The sequence below is a fragment of the Pseudoalteromonas apostichopi genome, assembly GCF_030297135.1.
GTDB classification, from domain to species: Bacteria; Pseudomonadota; Gammaproteobacteria; order Enterobacterales; family Alteromonadaceae; genus Pseudoalteromonas; species Pseudoalteromonas apostichopi.
Genome location: NZ_AP028065.1, coordinates 1767447 through 1784818, shown reverse-complemented (window position 1 = coordinate 1784818; position 17372 = coordinate 1767447). Strand labels below are relative to the sequence as shown.

Sequence of the window (17372 nt, the reverse complement as noted above, 5' to 3'; positions counted from 1 at the left end):
TATCAATGTACGCTTTTTTTAAATAAAGATAATAAATTTTCCTTAATTTAGAAAAAGCGTCGTCGCATGAAATCAATCCAATTTAAAATTTATGCCCTGTTGGCACTGACAGGCGTATTGGTATTATTTGCCAGTATATTCAGCAGCGCCAAGCAACAACATGAATTAGCGCAAGATACCGTTGAAAGTAACATAAAACTGCTTGCCGATAATTACTTTGATTCTATTAACACCATGATGCTAACTGGCACTATGGCTAATCGTGAAATTCTGAGTACTAAATTAAGAAGCCACCCTAATATTGAAGATGCCCATATCATACGTAGTCCAATCGTTAATAAAATTTATGGGTCAGGAAATGCCAACCAGGTTGCGACTAACGATACTGAGCGAAAAGCACTGACAGGTACTGAAGCATTATTTATTGATAATCAAAATAGCACGATGACCTATCTGAAGCCTATGTTTGCTCGCAGTGATTATAAAGGCACTAATTGCTTAGGCTGCCATCAAGCGCAGGAAGGTGATGTATTAGGAGTAGTAAAAATTAGTTATTCGTTGGCTGATATTGAGCAAGAAGTATCACAAAACACCTTAATGAATACACTGCTATTAACTGCTATTTTCATTTCTGCATTTTCACTGCTGGCAGTGATGTTTAGAAAAGTATTTATTAAACGCTTGAAAGTCATTAGTCATACTATGCACTTAGCAACCACCAATAAAGATTTAAGCCTCACTGTAGACGACAGCAATAATGACGAACTGAGCTCACTTGCCACCAGCTTTAATCACATGATTGGCGCCTTTAAGGATAATATTGCGCAGGTTTCCCACTCTTCTAAGGTATTGATCCATTCAGCCGAAAGCATTTATGCCTCAGTAGATGCCACGGAACAGGCTATCTTAAAGCAAAAGCAAGGAACAGACTCTGTCGCTGCCGCCATCAATGAACTCGAAAGTTCATCAAGCGAAGTTAAAAACACCACGCATTTTGCTTCTGAGAAATCAGAACACAGTAACCAACTTGCACAGCAAAGCTTGCATGTTGCAGAACACACTGAGCAAAGTATCAATCAACTTGCGGCTGATGTTAGAGCGGCCGCCGAGCAAGTAACTCAATTACAAACCCAAACGTTAGACGTTGGTAAAGTACTTGAGGTGATCAGTAGTATTGCTGAACAAACTAACTTACTTGCGCTCAATGCGGCTATTGAAGCCGCCCGTGCTGGAGAAGCTGGTCGAGGATTTGCCGTTGTGGCCGATGAAGTGCGCACTTTGGCAACCCGCACCCATGACTCAACCGACGAAATTCGCCGCACTATAGACAAATTACAAAGCGAAGCGGCACACACCGTTAATACTATGAATAACTCTTGTGAAGAAGCAGACGAGCGTGCAGTCCAAGTTAAGCAAGTAGCTAAAGCATTACGTGATATTTCTTCACAAATGAGTGAGATAAATCAGCTTAACGTGCAAATTGCTGATGCCACTGAACAGCAAAATTTGGCGGCTGAAGAAATTAACCAAAGCGTTATAGCAATTAGTGATAATGCCGAGCACTCATTAGTCGATGCGCATGAAAACCAAAAAGTCAGTGAAGAGCTGTTGTCGTTAGCACGTTCACTGGATGAGCAAGTAAGGCGCTTTAAATTAAGCTAAATTGCACGTTTTTTATGCAACTGCTAGAGTTGTTATGAGTATTTCATAGTAAATAAGGATGTTTAAATGAAATTTATAACAACTCTTTTAGTCTGCATTGGTATTAGTGCGGCGCTACTATTGACCTATCAGTACAGCGTGAATGATTCCGCTAATCAAATAAGCACTATTAATGAATATATTTATCATGACGATATTCAGCAAATTGCTCAATCACTTCTCAGCCAAGGTAAAACGTCACAAAGCGATAAGCTTGAACAAAGTATTGTTGATGGTTTTGATAAGCTTATTCAGCACCCTGAATATTTTGAAGTGAAACTTGATTTCTATGCCTGTGATATCAGTCAGTGCTTAACACAGGTTAGCGCACCTATTGATACAACATCTGATCAGCTAGAGATATTAAAAGCAGAAGTGCTATTTAGTGTATTGGCAGAGCTGCCTAACAGTGACAGTGTTGCCACCCTAGTTGAGGGTGACAACATAATGTTGATTAGAGTGGTTTCAATACTTGATTAAAGCTGCCACTGGCGTGCAACTAGATCAGATTCTTTGCTATTTAACCAGTCTTGAGGGCGTAAATAGTACTGATACAGCTTAGCCTCTGGGCTGTCTGCAGCTGGTACATAGTTATATTCCCAACGTGCTAGTGGTGGCATCGACATTAAGATAGACTCAGTGCGTCCACCTGTTTGTAAGCCAAATAATGTTCCGCGGTCCCAAACAAGATTAAACTCAACATAACGACCACGACGATACAATTGGAAGTCGCGTTGTTGCTCAGTTATTGGCGTGTCTTTACGGCGCTCAATAATAGGTAGGTAAGCATCTAAATAACCATTTCCTACCGCCTGCATGAAAGCAAAGCTTTGTTCAAAGCCAAGCTCATTTAAATCATCAAAAAATAAGCCACCAACACCACGTGTTTCGTCGCGGTGTTTTAAATAAAAATAATCATCACACCAGTTTTTATATTTGTCGTAAACCTCTGCACCAAATGGCTGGCATAAATCGCTTGCCACCTGATGCCAATGTTGTACATCTTCAAATACAGCGTAAAAAGGCGTTAAATCAAAACCGCCACCAAACCACCAAATTGGCTCTTCGCCTTCTTTTTCGGCAATAAAGAAACGCACGTTGGCATGGCTAGTTGGAATATGTGGGTTATTAGGATGGATCACTAATGACACACCGCATGCATGAAAGCTACGACCAGCGAGCTCTGGACGATGCGCTGTTGCTGATGCTGGCATTGAAGCACCAAACACATGCGAGTAATTCACCCCACCCTGTTCAATGACATTGCCACCTTGGATAACACGAGTACGGCCACCGCCGCCTTCTGCACGTTGCCAATTATCTTCAACAAACTTTGCTTTGCCGTCGGCACTTTCAAGGCCCTGACAAATTGTATCTTGCAAGGCCATTAAATAGGTTTTAACTTGTTCGAGTAGCTCGCTTTGCATGTTTATCCTCTAAATACTTTTCCGGTCGCTGCGTCTTTGATCACACTTGGTTGGCTGTTGCCACCTAACGGCTCATCAACATAAAAATCTACCGTATCAGCAAATTCGCTTTTCGCTTGTGCGATAGTCATTACCGTTTCTTGACCAGTTAAGTTTGCACTTGTTGAAACCAAAGGCTTACCAAATTGCTGACACAAAGCTTTTACCGTCGGATGATCAGTAACACGCACAGCAATAGTATCAAACTGACCTGTTAACCACTTTGGCGTTTCTTTTGCAGCCGGCATCACCCAAGTGATAGCTCCTGGCCATTGTGAAAAGATATCAGCACGTTTATCCATTGGGATTTTGGCATCATCTACATACTTTAATAACTGGCCATAATTGTCAGCAATTAAAATTAAGCCTTTTTCTACAGGGCGTTGTTTGATGGCTAAAAGCTTTTCAACCGCGGCTTGGTTATCAGGATCGCAACCAAGACCAAAAACAGCTTCGGTTGGATAAACAATCACGCCACCTTGCTGCAAAGCATCAATTGCATTGGTTGGTTGTGCAACAGGATCAGACAAAGAAACTCTCCTAAAAAACGAATTACAAGTACATTAAGACTCGACTAACTTATGCATACACGACTTCTGAGGGCATTGTAACACAACACCTGAAGCTGTTTTCTTTTCGGTCATAATTGGCCAATGACAGGCCGGACACTCGGTCGCCACGGGTTTATGATTAAGTGTATATTTACAACGCGGATAGCTATCACAAGAATAAAAGGTTTTGCCAAACTTATTACTACGCGCAACCAGCTGACCTTTTTTGCATTTAGGGCAAGTAGGTAATTTAGGGGCATCGTCAGGCTCTTCATCATGAGCAATATAATGGCATTCTGGGTAACCAGTACAACCGATAAACATGCCATAACGGCCATTTTTAATTACCAATGGTTTGCCACACTCAGGACAGGCACTGTCTTCGAGAACTTTTATTTGTTGGCTATCATGATGTGCTAAAGGACGGATGTAGTCACACTTGGGGTAACTGGCACAGCCTAAAAAAGGGCCTGACTTTGAGTTGCGCATAACCAATTCAGAACCGCATTTAGGGCAAACCTCATACTCTTTTTCGAGTGCATGTTTATCTGCAGAAAAAAGAGAATGGTCGATTTTACTCATAAGATTCCTGTGGGGTTGGCTAATTTTCGCCTAATATACCCAAACTCAACAAAGATACAAGCAAAGTCGAACTAATGTAATACATCCGCTGGTTCGTCAAATATTAAGTCTTCCATTTGCGCGTAAGCTTGCTCTGAGCCCGGCACATTAAATAACACCATAAGGACCACCCACTTTAGATCTTCCAAAGAAATATATGGTTTATCCAAAGCACACAGTCTGTCTATAACCATTTCACGAGTTACGGTGTTAATTACACCAATTTGCTCGATAAACATTAAAAAACCACGACACTCAACACTCAGCATTTGGCATTCACTATCGGTGTAAATACGCATGGCATGTTGTGGCTGGGCATTAAGGTATGGATAGATGTCGCTTTGTTGCAAATCAGCCAGTTGCTCTAACCAATCAAGGGCTTTGTAGATTTCAGGTTTATTGAAGCCAGCACGAACTAACTCATCGGTAAGCTCATTCTCTTCAGTAAAGATTTCAGCTTCACTATGGATATAGTTTTCAAAAAGATACATGAGGATGTCAAACATGTTTATGTCCTCCTAGTCTTATATAACCATCGAGTACTCGTTCGATTTTATCTGCGAGCTCTAAGTCGAGTAACCGAGCTTGTACTTCGTTTACTGGTAATTGGCTTCGCTGTGTTATTTGATCAACACTTGTAACCTCATACCCTATACTTTTGAACACTGGGCAGTCGGGTTCATCTGCAATAGGCTGTTCTATACTATATAGACTGTTTTCACAGAAAAAGCTCACTTCATCAAGAATATCACTAATATTTTCTGTCAATTTAGCGCCTTGCTTAATTAAAAAATGACTTGCTTCTGAAAGTGGACTTTTTATCGAGCCTGGCACTGCAAACACCTCTTTATTCTGCTCAAGCGCATAGCGTACCGTTACCAGTGAGCCACTTTTAATTTGCGCCTCAACAATCAGTACTCCTAATGACAACCCAGAGATAATACGGTTTCGGCGCGGAAAGTTCGCTGCATTAGCAGCCGTGCCAGGTAGGAATTCAGAAACCAACAAGCCCCGCTCTGCAACTTGTTTGATAAGTAAGCTATGGCGTCTTGGATAAGCAATATCGATACCCGTGCCAAGTACAGCTATGGTATTGCCTGAGCCCGCTAATGCGCCTTTATGAGCAGCGCCATCAATCCCCATAGCCATACCTGATGTAACTGTCATTCCAACAGAACAAAGTTGATGGGCAAACTCGGCGGCTACTTCAATTCCTGTAGGTGTTGCATTACGGCTACCAACAATAGCTATTTGCGGTGACAGTAATAGTTCCGTGTTACCTAAACAAAACAATAATATAGGAGCGCTGGCTATTTGCTTGAGTAACGGCGGATAGCTGTCATCAAAATAACTAATGACCTTGATTTGCAGCTTAGCTATCTGCGCTTGATAGTGTGCAACTAACAGCCAGTCAGTATTAACTAAATTATCGGCTTGGCTCTTTGATAAGCCGAGCTGCTGCAGCTCTGAGGTAGTTAATGTAAATAACTCTCCCAGCGGCTGTTTTTGACTTAATGCAATAAGGCTTTTGATCCCAAGCCCTTTACATAAATAAAAGGCAAGCCAATGGGATAGCTTGCCTGAAACCTGTGCCATGCTCCCTCCTTAGAGCGCCCAATTTGTGAGTTAGTTTATAACTGCATAATCTCCAACTCGGATCGGATGCTGATTTTTCACTATCAGTGCATAGCTAACGTTGTCATATACCTTAAACACCATTAGCTCACCGACTTTTTCCTTTGGCATATGCCATACATTACTGTCTTCATCACTTTCAATACCAAAAAGCTCATTTGCATCAGTCATGAACTTCTCTAGGCTGTTAGAATCTTCGCGGTAACGCGGACCATTGCGACCGTCATACACTTCTGGTGATTGACGTTGAATATCAAGTACAAAACCTGGCTTCACTTGGTCAGCACCTAAGTTTAGTACAACAATATCCATGGTACTAAATTCACGCATTTCATTAGCTGCGGCGATAATAGTGCCATCTAAAGCAACTTCTGGGCGCTTCATAGTGAAATAGGCAGGCATCATTTGCCCTTCCATTGCTGGCATTAAGAAGTCATTAGGCTTGATCTCTTGTTTTACCAACTCAACCTTGACAGAGGCAGGTACACCGTTTTCCGCATCACCGCTTCTAAATGCTCGAACAATCGCCACAAGCTCCGCTTTGTTCGCCAGTACTTCATTTGTATTTGGATCGACAAGGTCATTACCTTTACGGTATACACCATAAGCCTCGTTTAGTGTTAAATCACCTTTAACGTAAAGAGTGTGACCAATAGTGTTCATTTTGGTATTAACGCTGGCACCTAAAATATACGGCTTTTGTGCAATAATATCGGCGCTAATTGCTTGTTCATAAGTCAAATATGGACGCAACAATTCGAGAGGCAAAGTCGGCACAGCTTGCTTACCCTTTGGTGTAATTCGCCCTTCAGGAGAGAGCTTTTTATAACGCGGATTTTTAACTAAACGTGGATTTCCGTCTTTATCGTAAATTAAACTGAGCGCATCACCCGGGTATATTAAATGCGGATTCGCGATTTGCGGGTTCATCTGCCACAAATCAGGCCATTGCCAAGGCTGGTCAAGATACACGCCAGAGATATCCCAAAGCGTGTCACCTTTTTTTACAACGTATTGTTTTGGCGCATCTTTTTTAATTGTTAAGACATCAGCAGCTACCGAAAAAGCACAGCTAAAGGCTAACAAAGCCGCAACTAGTGGGTATCTCATTTGGCTTCCTTGAGTTGTTTTTAGATTATTATCGACCAAAACCTGTTAAAGGTGAACACGAATGGCTAAAATAAGAGCATACAATACCCTAAATGAATCACAAGTGTAAAAGGTAACTATGGCTAGGTTAGAAGTTTTGAGATTTCCGGATGAGCGTTTGCGTACAATCGCGAAAGAAGTACCAGAAGTAAACGATGAAGTTCGTCAAATCGTCAAAGACATGCTTGAAACTATGTATGACGAAAACGGTATCGGCTTAGCAGCAACGCAAGTAGATATCCACCAGCGAATTGTGGTGATCGACGTATCTGAAGAGCGCGACCAACCGTTAGTATTAATCAACCCAGAAATCACTAAGAAAGATGGCTCAACAGTCAGTGAAGAAGGCTGTTTATCAGTCCCTTATTCATACGCAAAAGTTGACCGCGCAGAAACTGTTACTGTTAAAGCGCTTAATGAAAATGGTGAAGAATTCAGCTTAGACGCTGACGAGCTATTAGCGATTTGTATTCAGCATGAGCTTGATCACCTTAAAGGCACTCTTTTTATTGATTATCTATCGCCTTTAAAGCGCCAACGTATCCGTAAAAAGCTTGAAAAAGAAGCTAAGCTGGCTGCTAAATCATAAGTTCATCAATAGGAATATCTGTGACACAACCATTACGCATTATTTTTGCTGGTACGCCGGACTTCGCTGCGCGCCATTTACAAGCACTGATTGACTCAGAGCACGACGTTGTTGGTGTTTATAGCCAACCAGATCGCCCTGCGGGCCGAGGTAAAAAGCTAAAAGCCAGTGAAGTTAAAGAGCTAGCACTTGCCCATGACTTACCTGTATTTCAACCGCAATCACTAAAATCTGATGAAGCGCTTGCAGAACTTACAAGCCTAAACGCAGATATCATGATTGTGGTGGCATACGGCTTATTATTACCAAAAGCTATTTTAGATGCTCCGCGCTTAGGGTGCTTAAATGTGCATGGTTCTATTTTACCTCGCTGGCGTGGTGCAGCGCCTATTCAGCGTGCTATTTGGGCTGGCGACCGTGAAACAGGTGTAACAATAATGCAAATGGATGAAGGCTTAGATACAGGCGACATGCTGCATATCAGCCGCTGTCCGATTGATAGCACAGAAACCAGTAGCTCTTTATACAATAAACTAGCTGCGCTAGGTCCTGATGCACTGATTAGTACTATTAATCGCCTTGCTGCAGGTGAAATCACGCCAGAAAAGCAAGATGACACGCAAGCAAATTACGCGAAAAAGTTATCTAAAGATGAAGCCAATATTGATTGGTCAATGGATGCTGAGCAAATTGAGCGTAATATCCGAGCCTTTAACCCATGGCCTGTTTGCTTTACCGAAATGGCAGGACAAACAGTAAAAATTTGGCAGGCAGAAGTTGTATCGCAAAGTGCGCAAGCAGGTGAAATCATTGCTGCTGATAAGCAAGGTATTTTAGTCGCCTGTGGGCAAGGTGCACTTAAAATCACCCTTCTCCAACCACAAGGTAAAAAACCAATGGCTGTTAGTGACTTTCTAAATGGTCGCAGTGATTGGGTTGAACCTGGCTCAGTATTAGGTCAAAGCAATGAGTAATGTAAGAGCACTTGCTGCTGAAACCCTCTACAACGTAGTCGATAAAGGTGCATCACTTAATCAAGAACTACCTTTTGCAAGCCAAGAATTATCACCTAAAGATAAAGCCCTGCTGCAACAGATTTGTTACGGTGTGCTGCGCTATTTACCTAGCCTAGAAAATTATTGCCAGCAACTTTTAGATCAACCGCTAAAAGGCAAGCGCCGTATTTTCCAATTCTTGTTGTATGTGGGTATTTACCAACTTCAACACATGCGTGTACCGCCTCATGCGGCAATCAGCGAAACGGTTAATGCGCTTCAGCAAATGCGCGCTCTTGGTTTAAAAGGCCTGATTAACGCTATTTTACGCAGTTTCCAACGTGAACAAGCTGAGCTTGAAGAAAAAGCACAGCAAATTCCTGTTTGCAAATTTAACCACCCAGGTTGGTTTATCAAACAAGTAACCGCTGCCTACCCTGATAATTGGCAAGAAATCCTTGAGGCGAATCAGCTTCAAGCTCCTATGTGGTTACGAGTAAATCAAGCGCAATACAGCACCCAAGAATACAGTGAGATGCTTAAAGCGAATGATATTGAGCATACCCTCAATGCTAATTTTCCTGATGGTATTAAGCTAGCAAAACCTTGTGATGTATACGCATTACCAGAGTTTGATACTGGCGCCTGCTCAGTACAAGATGCCGCGGCACAATTAGCTGCGCGTTTCCTAGCACCAGAAAATGATGATGTCATTTTAGATGCATGTGCAGCGCCAGGTGGTAAAACGTGCCATATTCTAGAGCTTGCTGATGCCGACGTATTAGCACTTGATAGCGACAGCGAACGCCTAGAACGCGTTAAACAAAACTTAGTGCGTATTGGCTTAACTGCTGATCTACAATGTGCAGATGCATCACAGCCACATATTTGGTGGGATGAACAGCAATTCGACCGTATTTTGCTTGATGTGCCCTGCTCAGCAACGGGCGTAATCCGTCGCCACCCTGATATAAAATGGCTACGTCGTGCATCTGATATTGAAGACCTCGCTAATTTACAAGGCGATATACTAAATAGTATCTGGCCTCTACTTAAGCCTGGTGGTACTTTAGTTTATGCAACCTGCTCTGTATTACCGCAAGAGAACCAACAACAAGTTGCTAAGTTCCTTGCCAATAATCAAAGTGCTGAACACATACCTTTGCATGAAAACGACACCCCAACGATACCTGGCCTACAATTACTGCCTGGTGAAAGTGATGGTTTCTACTACGCAAAGCTAGTTAAAAAACACTAATAAGAACAAGCTATGAAAATAATCATACTCGGTGCCGGACAAGTTGGTGGCACATTGGCAGAAAACCTCGTCGGTGAGCAAAATGAGATAACCGTTGTCGATATCGACGGTAACCGTTTGCGAGAGTTACAAGATAAGTATGACTTACAAGGTGTTACTGGCCACAGTGCTCATCCCGATGTATTGCGTCGTGCAGGTGCCGAAGACGCCGATATGATTATTGCCGTAACCAGTTCTGACGAAGTGAACATGGTTGCTTGCCAAGTGGCCTATAGTATTTTTAATACACCAACCAAAATTGCCCGTATTCGCTCAGAGCAATACTTAAAGTATCGTGAGAAGCTATTCCATAACGATGACTTACCTGTTGATCACTACATTGCTCCTGAAGCGTTGGTGACTAAATATATTCGTCGCTTAATCGATTATCCGGGTGCTTTACAAGTATTACAATTCGCTGATGGCATGTTATCGCTGGTTGCGGTGAAAGCGTATTACGGTGGCTTGCTGGTTGGTTATGCACTTTCGGCCTTGAAAGAACATATTCCGAATGTCGAAACCCGTGTAGCGGCTATTTATCGTCAAGGTAAAGCTATAAAGCCGCTTGGCACAACCGTTATTGAAGCTGACGATGAAGTATTCTTTATCGCAGCAACCAAGCACATTCGAGCAGTAATGAATGAACTTCAAAAACTCGAACGTTCATACAAAAAGATCATGATTGCCGGTGGTGGTAATATCGGTGCGGGTCTTGCTCGTTCACTTGAGAAGAACCACAGCGTTAAACTGCTTGAGCGCAATAAAGAGCGTGCTGCGCAGCTATCTGAAATGCTTGATAACACCGTGGTGTTTTGTGGCGATGCCTCTGATCAAGAGCTGTTATCTGAAGAACATATTGAACAAGTTGATGTATTCATCGCAGTCACTAACGACGATGAAGCAAACATTATGTCTGCGATGCTGGCAAAGCGTATGGGCGCACAAAAGACCATGGTGCTTATTCAGCGTGGCGCTTATGTTGATTTAGTTCAAGGTGGTGAGATTGATATTGCTATATCGCCCCAACAAGCAACAATCTCGGCGCTATTAACACATGTTCGCCGTGGTGACATTGTTAATGTTTATTCGTTACGTAAAGGTGCAGCAGAAGCAATTGAAGCTGTCGCTCATGGTGATGAGCATACTTCTAAAGTTGTTGGCCGAGCAATTGCAGATATCAAGCTACCAGCAGGAACAACTATTGGTGCTATTGTGCGTAACGATGATGTACTGATTGCCCATGACGATACCGTTATTCAGTCTGGTGACCACGTAATCATGTTTTTGATTGATAAAAAGCATATTACGGTTGTTGAAAAGCTGTTTCAGGTAAGTGCGATCTTCTTGTAAACGAGAGCTTATAAACGAAAAAAGCAGCCATAACGGCTGCTTTACGACTCTTGAAGTGAAAGTACCTAACTTTTCAAAAAGATTCTATTGAATCTGTGCGAACTCTTCTTTCGAAAGCTCGCCATTACCATCGCTATCTAGCTTTGGAAATAACTTTTCAAGCTGCATATTTGCAGACGCTTCTTCTTTACTGATCACGCCATCACCGTCGGTGTCAAAAGTTGCAAAGCTTACACCTTGTGCAAAAGCTGCCGATGATGTTGCTAGTGCTAAAATTGCGATTGTTGTGCTTAACTGTTTCATAATAATTACCTTAAAATTTGAAAAGAGTGAAATCCGTTTCTGAGATCCTTGTTTAGTGGAAACTGGTTTATTACGAGTTAATTACGTTACTCTGCTTCTGAAAACTCTGCTTCAGTAAGAACACCGTCACCATTCACGTCTAAGGTTTTAAACTGCGACATAATTTTTGCATCAACGGCCGCTTCACTTTTACTGATCACGCCGTTACCGTCTACGTCTAAGGTGTCAAAGTCAGTTGCTGCAAAAGCCGCTGAAGAAGATGCAAGTGCGATTAAAGCTAATGTTTTGTTTACTGTTTTCATAATGATATTCCTTCAATATTAAGAGTGTTAGCTGATCGCACTTCCAGTGTTGTCCTCTTTCATGGATTCCCTTATCCACTTAGGCTGTCTTTGGCAGCTCAGAACTAATCAGCTAGATAAACTGGTTTTGCTTAATCACATTAAGCTTTAGAAAATTCTTGTTTCGATAACTCACCGTTACCGTCAGTGTCTAATTCACTGAATTTGCTCATTAGCTCTGCATCAACAGACGCTTCGCTTTGGCTGATAACACCGTTGCCGTCAACATCTAGGGTATCGAAATCACTCATTGCAAATGCTGCTGATGAAGATACAAGTGCCATAAGTGCTAATGTTTTATTTACTGTGTTCATAATGTCATTCCTTCAAAGTGTGTAGTCTTGAGTTAGGAAGTCCTTTTCAATGTGTCCTTACAATGAAATTAAGCTTTAGAGTACTCTTGTTTAGACAGCTCACCATTGCCGTCTGTATCAAGCTCTTTAAATTGGCTCATTAACGTTTCGCTTACTGATGCTTCGCTTTTGCTGATAGCGCCATCGCCATTCACATCGAGTGTGTCAAAATCAGCGGCAAACGCTGCTGATGAGGTTGCAAGAGCTACAAGTGCTAAAGTTTTGTGTAACGTTTTCATAATCACTATTCCTTCAATGTTGTCTCAACTGTGATAGAGGAAATTTTCCTGAATCAGTTTTTCTCTGTGTTCGCTTAGACTATTTCAACTTCGATGCCAAAGTTAAAAAGAATAATAAAATCAGTATCTTGAATTGAACTTTCGAGAATTTATGATGACTAGAGCGATTTATTTGTTGCTGTTTTGCAACAGGCTCAGTGATTGGTTTTACGCTCCCTTTAAAATCAATAAGTTATAAAGATTAAAATGGAGACAATAACGATTAACTCGGATTAGAAAACAAAAAAATGAGGTGTTCGAAAATAAACTCTATCTGAACAACGAAATTTAAAGAAAAAAATCGAAATTAATTTAACTCATAACAGATTGATTTTATTGATTGTTTGAATTTATTTATAAATTAATTTTGATATTTATAGGGTTAAATCGGGGAAAATAGCCATTTTGTTGCAAAATGGCGAATTGGTAGCCGGAATTAGCTGTCTAATACAGAAAGGTCAATTAAGTGCTCTTTCATAAACGCTTTCATCTCATCTTCACTTGTATCAAGCTGCACACCCAGCATAAAACCACCCGCTCTTTTGCGAACGCTACATACTGTGCCACTAAACTCTCGTTTACTGAGTGTGATTTGACAGCTTTGTCCTTTAAAAGCGGTTAAGTCGTTACTGCTATTAATATCAAACTGCACGCCCGTAAGTGAAATATCTTTAATAAGTCCCGCCAGTGTTTGCTCTGCAATCACTAAGTTTGCAGGGAATAACGTAGGAATACGCGCTTCACTACGCAAGCTATAAAGCTGTACTTGCTGAGGAAAGTCGAGAAAAATTAAGCGATGTGGATGCGATGCCAAGGCGTTTATTTGCTGACGAAAAGCAATCACTTGCCCACCTCCCGCTTCAAGTACGGCGCGTATAACGACCATTACACCGTCTTTAATGACATCACTACTATTCGCTAAACGCTTTGCTGATGGATAGTTAAGAATGATGTACTGATCATTCATCAAACCAATAAATTCTGTTTTTACCCGTTTACTGTCGGTTGGTGTGGTAATTTCAACATCCACCAAGCTACCTGCAGGGATACAGGTTAGTTTCTCAAGATTGCGTTGTTTTTGAGTTTTTGGCACAGTAATGCCTCCACTTCTTGATAATCACCTTGCTTTGGTTAGCCTCGCCAGAAGGTAGGCGTAAACAGTACTAGTAGGGTGAATATTTCTAAACGACCAAATACCATTGCAATAGTAAGTAGCCATTTTGCCGTATCTGAAATCGCCCCGTAATGAGCAGCGACTTCACCTAAACCTGGGCCTAAGTTATTTAAGCAAGCAGCTGTAGCAGAGAATGCACTGATGTTATCCATACCAGTGCCCATCAGCGCCAACATGATAATGACAAACACCAAAGCATACGCAGAGAAGAACCCCCAAACCGCTTCGACAACTTTATCTGGCAGTGCCTTTCGGCCTAATTTAATTGAGTAGATAGCACGAGGATGCACAAGGCGGTTAAGCTCTCGAATGCCTTGCAAGTATAACAAGAACACGCGAACTACTTTCATACCGCCACCGGTAGAACCTGCACAGCCGCCAATAAAGCTTGAAAAGATAAGTAAAATTGGTAAGAACAGTGGCCATGCCGAAAAGTTATCGGTCGCAAAGCCTGCTGTTGTACTCATTGACACAGCTTGAAACATGGCTTGATCAAGAGTCTCATCACCATCCGCATAAATATTATTTGATGACAACACTGTAAAGCAGACAATTACCAATGCTAATTGAATCAATAAAAACACTTTAAATTCCGGGTCTCGTAAATAGGCCCGAATGCTGCGTGACGATACCGCCGCATAGTGAAGCGAGAAGTTAATTGCCGCAATAAGCAAAAACACCACACAAATAAAATTAATTACAGGGCTATCGAACTGCCCCATTGATGCGTCATAAGTAGAAAATCCACCAATCGCGATAGTAGAGAAGGCATGACAAATTGCATCAAACCAATCCATTCCTGCAGCCCAATATGCCAGCGTACAAGCAATGGTAAGCGACACATAGATATACCAAAGATGCTTTGCGGTATCAGCAATACGCGGCGTCATTTTCGAGTCTTTAACCGGACCCGGTGTTTCTGCACGGTATAGCTGCATGCCACCGACGCCTAGCATAGGCAGGACCGCCACCGCGAGTACGATGATCCCCATACCACCTAACCATTGTAATTGTTGGCGGTAAAATAGGACTGATTTAGGTAGGTATTCAATGCCTGTAAGTACGGTGGCCCCTGTGGTTGTTAGCCCTGAGAAAGCTTCAAATACAGAGTCCGCTAGCGAAAGATTAGGTTCTTGTAAGAACACTAAAGGTACCGCTGCGAAGGTGCCTAGTACCAACCAGAACAATACGACAATCAGGAAGCCTTCACGAGCTTTTAAATCACCATGCTCATGGCGGTTTGGATAATAAGCCGCTAAACCAATCACTACACTAAAAATGAAAGCGAGAACAAATGGCACACCACCACCGTCTTTGTAGATCAAAGACACGAGTGCCGGTGGCACCATAGTGATACTAAATAACGCCACCAGCTGGCCGAGAATTTTTATTATGGTACGAAATTGCATCTAGGCGTATCGCTTTCTTATTAATTGTTTAGCTAATACAGTTTATTGTCTTACAGCCTTAATTGTAAGTAAACGCAATGTATTATTTTTAGATTTCAAACTTTTCTGACTTTTAGGCTAACTGCACCGTGAGTCAGTTCATGAATATCATCAACCGCTTGCTCCGCCTGACGACTATCGATTTCGATTTGCCAAGTGATGTTTTCTGCAAACTGTTTTTCGATATGAAGCACCTGGTACTGATTTTTTAATAGCTGCTCTATAGCCCCTTGTACGCTGTAATCACTTTGGCCTATCAGCTCAACACTAGGTACTTTGGTAATAGTTTTAAGCTCACGCATCGCATTATTTAAACTACCACCGTAGGCGCGCACAAGCCCACCAGTACCGAGCTTAATGCCACCGAAATAACGGGTTACAACCGCTGTAATTTCACCAATACCAGATCCAGTTAGTACATTTAGCATTGGCTTGCCGGCAGTGCCATTAGGCTCCCCATCATCCGAAAAGCCATATACATGGCTACCACCGGGATTACCTGCAACATGCGCCCAGCAATTATGACGAGCATCGCTGTATTTATCTTGAATCTCTTTGATAAAGGCTTTTGCTGCCGCAAGATCTGGGGTGTGGGCAATATGCACAATAAAGGTGCTTTTTTTGATTTCTTCTTGGTAAAAAACCGGCTCAGCCGGATATTGGTATTCAGACATAATTGCTTATCTAAAAAAATGGGGCCTAATGGCCCCGATATTCACTAACCTAAATCGTTAATCTAAGTGTAGATCACGGGTCATGTTTTCTAGGCTATCTTCATGAACGATGATGTTATCTTCAATACGGATACCGCCGAATGGCTTAAGCGCTTCAACTTTTTCCCAGTTTATGAACTGCTTGTTGTCTGTTTGCGCAAGGTCACCTAATAATGAGTCGATAAAGTATAAACCAGGTTCAATAGTAAATACTTGGTTCTTTTCAATTAATCGAGTACAACGAAGGAATGGATGACCTTCTGGCGGAGCTTGGTGTGCACCAGTATCATCAGCCATAAAGCCACCCATATCGTGTACTTGTAAGCCAAGGTGATGACCAAGACCATGCGGGAAGAAAGTAGAAGTAATACCGCGTTCAACAATTTCAGCTGCTGGTAATTTCACAATATTAAAGTCGCTAAGCACTTGCGCTACACGCTGGTGGCAATCTAAATGCAATTCACCATATAACAAGCCAGGCTTTAATGCTTTACCTAAAGCGATTTGATGCTCTGTCATTACTTTAATTAAATCGCTAAATTCACCCGACTTTTTAAAGTCATAAGTACGCGTGATATCAGCCGCATAGCCATTAAAGTTCGCACCAGCATCAATAAGAAAAGAATGATGTGAATGCGGCGCTTTAGGCTCAAAATGCGTGTAGTGTAAAATTGCACAGTTTTCATTTAGCGCAACGATATTACCGTAAGGCATTTCGTTTTCACTCTGACGCGTTGCCATGAGGTAAGCTTGCTGAATATCAAACTCTGAACCACCAGCAAAAAAAGTATCACGTGCAGCTTTGTGGCCATCTACCGCGATTCGGTTAGCTTGACGTAAACACTCAAGCTCGTACTGGGTTTTATAAGCGCGATGAAAGTGTAGGTAATTCATTACTGGCTCTGGGTTCATAATGCTAAAGCCCAGCGCTTGTGCTACTTCTAGGTATTCACCGATATAGGCAAATTTTTCTTTATCATAAGGAAGCAGCTTTTCGACCTGATCTGGCTGTACTAATAATTCAATATCAAAATACTCAGCCCAAAAATCACGCGGTTCGTCAGGCACTTTATGCCAAAAGTCCACAGGACGATAAAAAATCAGTTTTGGCTTAGATGCACCATCAACCACAATCCAGCAATGTGGGTTGTCGATTACTGGTAACCAAGCTTTAAATTGCGGATTCACCTTAAACGGATAATACATGTCATCTAAAAACTGACGTTTAGCCTGACCTGAGTGAATTACTAACCCTTCTAAACCTTCACGCTCTGTGATTGTACGAGTGCGTTGTTGCAAGGTTGCAATATGTTCGGCGTATAACACCGCTAATTTATCCATAGTAAACCCATCTTTAGTAAATTTAACTTGTTAGCAGTCTAACATAGCCAGCACTATCCCCCAACTG

At 41.9% G+C, this 17372-nt stretch carries 20 protein-coding genes; 6 read left to right on the top strand and 14 right to left on the bottom strand.

Translation table 11 applies throughout. The features are described 5' to 3' along the window. Window positions 1-66 precede the first annotated feature (66 nt). Window positions 67-1662 carry a methyl-accepting chemotaxis protein gene (locus QUE86_RS07905; protein WP_286256417.1) on the top strand — a complete coding sequence of 532 codons (1596 nt, stop codon included), beginning with the start codon at window positions 67-69 and terminating at the stop codon, window positions 1660-1662. Window positions 1663-1728: 66 nt separating this feature from the next. After that, window positions 1729-2181 carry a hypothetical protein gene (locus tag QUE86_RS07900; protein WP_130050104.1) on the top strand — a complete coding sequence of 151 codons (453 nt, stop codon included), beginning with the start codon at window positions 1729-1731 and terminating at the stop codon, window positions 2179-2181. On the opposite strand, the gene hemF is transcribed toward QUE86_RS07900, so the two are convergent. From hemF to QUE86_RS07870, 6 genes are all read right to left on the bottom strand, one after another. Continuing rightward, a complete protein-coding gene (hemF, locus tag QUE86_RS07895) occupies window positions 2178-3128 on the bottom strand; it encodes an oxygen-dependent coproporphyrinogen oxidase (protein ID WP_250661492.1) in 951 nt (316 codons plus the stop codon). The two genes, QUE86_RS07900 and hemF, sit on opposite strands and share 4 nt — an antisense overlap. Window positions 3129-3130: 2 nt before the next feature. Further along, complete coding sequence (gene tsaC, locus QUE86_RS07890; protein ID WP_130050106.1) at window positions 3131-3697, bottom strand: L-threonylcarbamoyladenylate synthase type 1 TsaC; 567 nt, start codon at window positions 3695-3697, stop codon at window positions 3131-3133. Window positions 3698-3730: 33 nt separating this feature from the next. Further along, window positions 3731-4300 carry a DNA topoisomerase family protein gene (locus tag QUE86_RS07885; protein WP_130050107.1) on the bottom strand — a complete coding sequence of 190 codons (570 nt, stop codon included), beginning with the start codon at window positions 4298-4300 and terminating at the stop codon, window positions 3731-3733. 71 nt (window positions 4301-4371) lie between these two features. Beyond that, window positions 4372-4845: a DUF494 family protein gene (locus QUE86_RS07880; RefSeq protein WP_130050108.1), complete on the bottom strand. Its 474-nt coding sequence runs from the start codon at window positions 4843-4845 to the stop codon at window positions 4372-4374. Then, the gene (gene dprA, locus QUE86_RS07875; protein ID WP_286260311.1) at window positions 4838-5935 is read right to left on the bottom strand and encodes a DNA-processing protein DprA; all 1098 of its coding nucleotides are present in this window, start codon (window positions 5933-5935) and stop codon (window positions 4838-4840) included. The genes QUE86_RS07880 and dprA overlap by 8 nt, the downstream gene beginning before the upstream one ends. A gap of 30 nt (window positions 5936-5965) precedes the next feature. Beyond that, window positions 5966-7084 (bottom strand): LysM peptidoglycan-binding domain-containing protein, encoded by a 1119-nt coding sequence (locus QUE86_RS07870; RefSeq protein WP_167659039.1) that lies wholly within the window; start codon window positions 7082-7084, stop codon window positions 5966-5968. A 118-nt stretch (window positions 7085-7202) separates the two neighbouring features. Here QUE86_RS07870 and def point away from each other — a divergent pair, with 118 nt between their 5' ends. Genes def through trkA form a run of 4 tightly spaced genes read left to right on the top strand, consistent with a single transcriptional unit; the run spans window position 7203 to window position 11354 of the window. Beyond that, window positions 7203-7712, top strand: a complete 510-nt coding sequence (gene def, locus QUE86_RS07865; RefSeq protein WP_054554770.1) for a peptide deformylase — start codon at window positions 7203-7205, stop codon at window positions 7710-7712. Window positions 7713-7732: 20 nt separating this feature from the next. Beyond that, window positions 7733-8686: a methionyl-tRNA formyltransferase gene (gene fmt / locus QUE86_RS07860; RefSeq protein WP_130050111.1), complete on the top strand. Its 954-nt coding sequence runs from the start codon at window positions 7733-7735 to the stop codon at window positions 8684-8686. Next, window positions 8679-9965 (top strand): 16S rRNA (cytosine(967)-C(5))-methyltransferase RsmB, encoded by a 1287-nt coding sequence (gene rsmB, locus QUE86_RS07855; protein ID WP_286260307.1) that lies wholly within the window; start codon window positions 8679-8681, stop codon window positions 9963-9965. Before fmt ends, rsmB begins: the two co-directional genes overlap by 8 nt. Before the next feature lie 12 nt (window positions 9966-9977). Next, window positions 9978-11354, top strand: a complete 1377-nt coding sequence (gene trkA / locus QUE86_RS07850; protein WP_054563775.1) for a Trk system potassium transporter TrkA — start codon at window positions 9978-9980, stop codon at window positions 11352-11354. Window positions 11355-11438: 84 nt separating this feature from the next. Here the strand turns inward: trkA and QUE86_RS07845 are convergent, their stop codons facing one another. The 8 genes from QUE86_RS07845 to pepQ all read right to left on the bottom strand — a co-directional run bounded on the left by QUE86_RS07845 (window position 11439) and on the right by pepQ (window position 17305). Next, on the bottom strand, window positions 11439-11657 hold the full coding sequence (locus tag QUE86_RS07845) for an EF-hand domain-containing protein (RefSeq protein WP_167659037.1): 219 nt from the start codon (window positions 11655-11657) through the stop codon (window positions 11439-11441). Between the two features lie 86 nt (window positions 11658-11743). Further along, window positions 11744-11959, bottom strand: a complete 216-nt coding sequence (locus tag QUE86_RS07840; RefSeq protein ID WP_130050114.1) for an EF-hand domain-containing protein — start codon at window positions 11957-11959, stop codon at window positions 11744-11746. A 140-nt stretch (window positions 11960-12099) separates the two neighbouring features. Continuing rightward, window positions 12100-12312, bottom strand: a complete 213-nt coding sequence (locus tag QUE86_RS07835) for an EF-hand domain-containing protein (protein ID WP_054554776.1) — start codon at window positions 12310-12312, stop codon at window positions 12100-12102. Window positions 12313-12380: 68 nt separating this feature from the next. Continuing rightward, window positions 12381-12590 (bottom strand): EF-hand domain-containing protein, encoded by a 210-nt coding sequence (locus QUE86_RS07830; RefSeq protein WP_054563772.1) that lies wholly within the window; start codon window positions 12588-12590, stop codon window positions 12381-12383. A gap of 475 nt (window positions 12591-13065) precedes the next feature. After that, window positions 13066-13722 carry a flagellar brake domain-containing protein gene (locus QUE86_RS07825; RefSeq protein ID WP_130050115.1) on the bottom strand — a complete coding sequence of 219 codons (657 nt, stop codon included), beginning with the start codon at window positions 13720-13722 and terminating at the stop codon, window positions 13066-13068. Between the two features lie 38 nt (window positions 13723-13760). Beyond that, on the bottom strand, window positions 13761-15212 hold the full coding sequence (locus tag QUE86_RS07820; protein ID WP_130050116.1) for a TrkH family potassium uptake protein: 1452 nt from the start codon (window positions 15210-15212) through the stop codon (window positions 13761-13763). A gap of 95 nt (window positions 15213-15307) precedes the next feature. Then, on the bottom strand, window positions 15308-15925 hold the full coding sequence (locus tag QUE86_RS07815) for a YigZ family protein (protein WP_130050117.1): 618 nt from the start codon (window positions 15923-15925) through the stop codon (window positions 15308-15310). A 57-nt stretch (window positions 15926-15982) separates the two neighbouring features. Next, window positions 15983-17305: a Xaa-Pro dipeptidase gene (gene pepQ, locus QUE86_RS07810; RefSeq protein ID WP_130050118.1), complete on the bottom strand. Its 1323-nt coding sequence runs from the start codon at window positions 17303-17305 to the stop codon at window positions 15983-15985. Window positions 17306-17372: the final 67 nt, after the last annotated feature.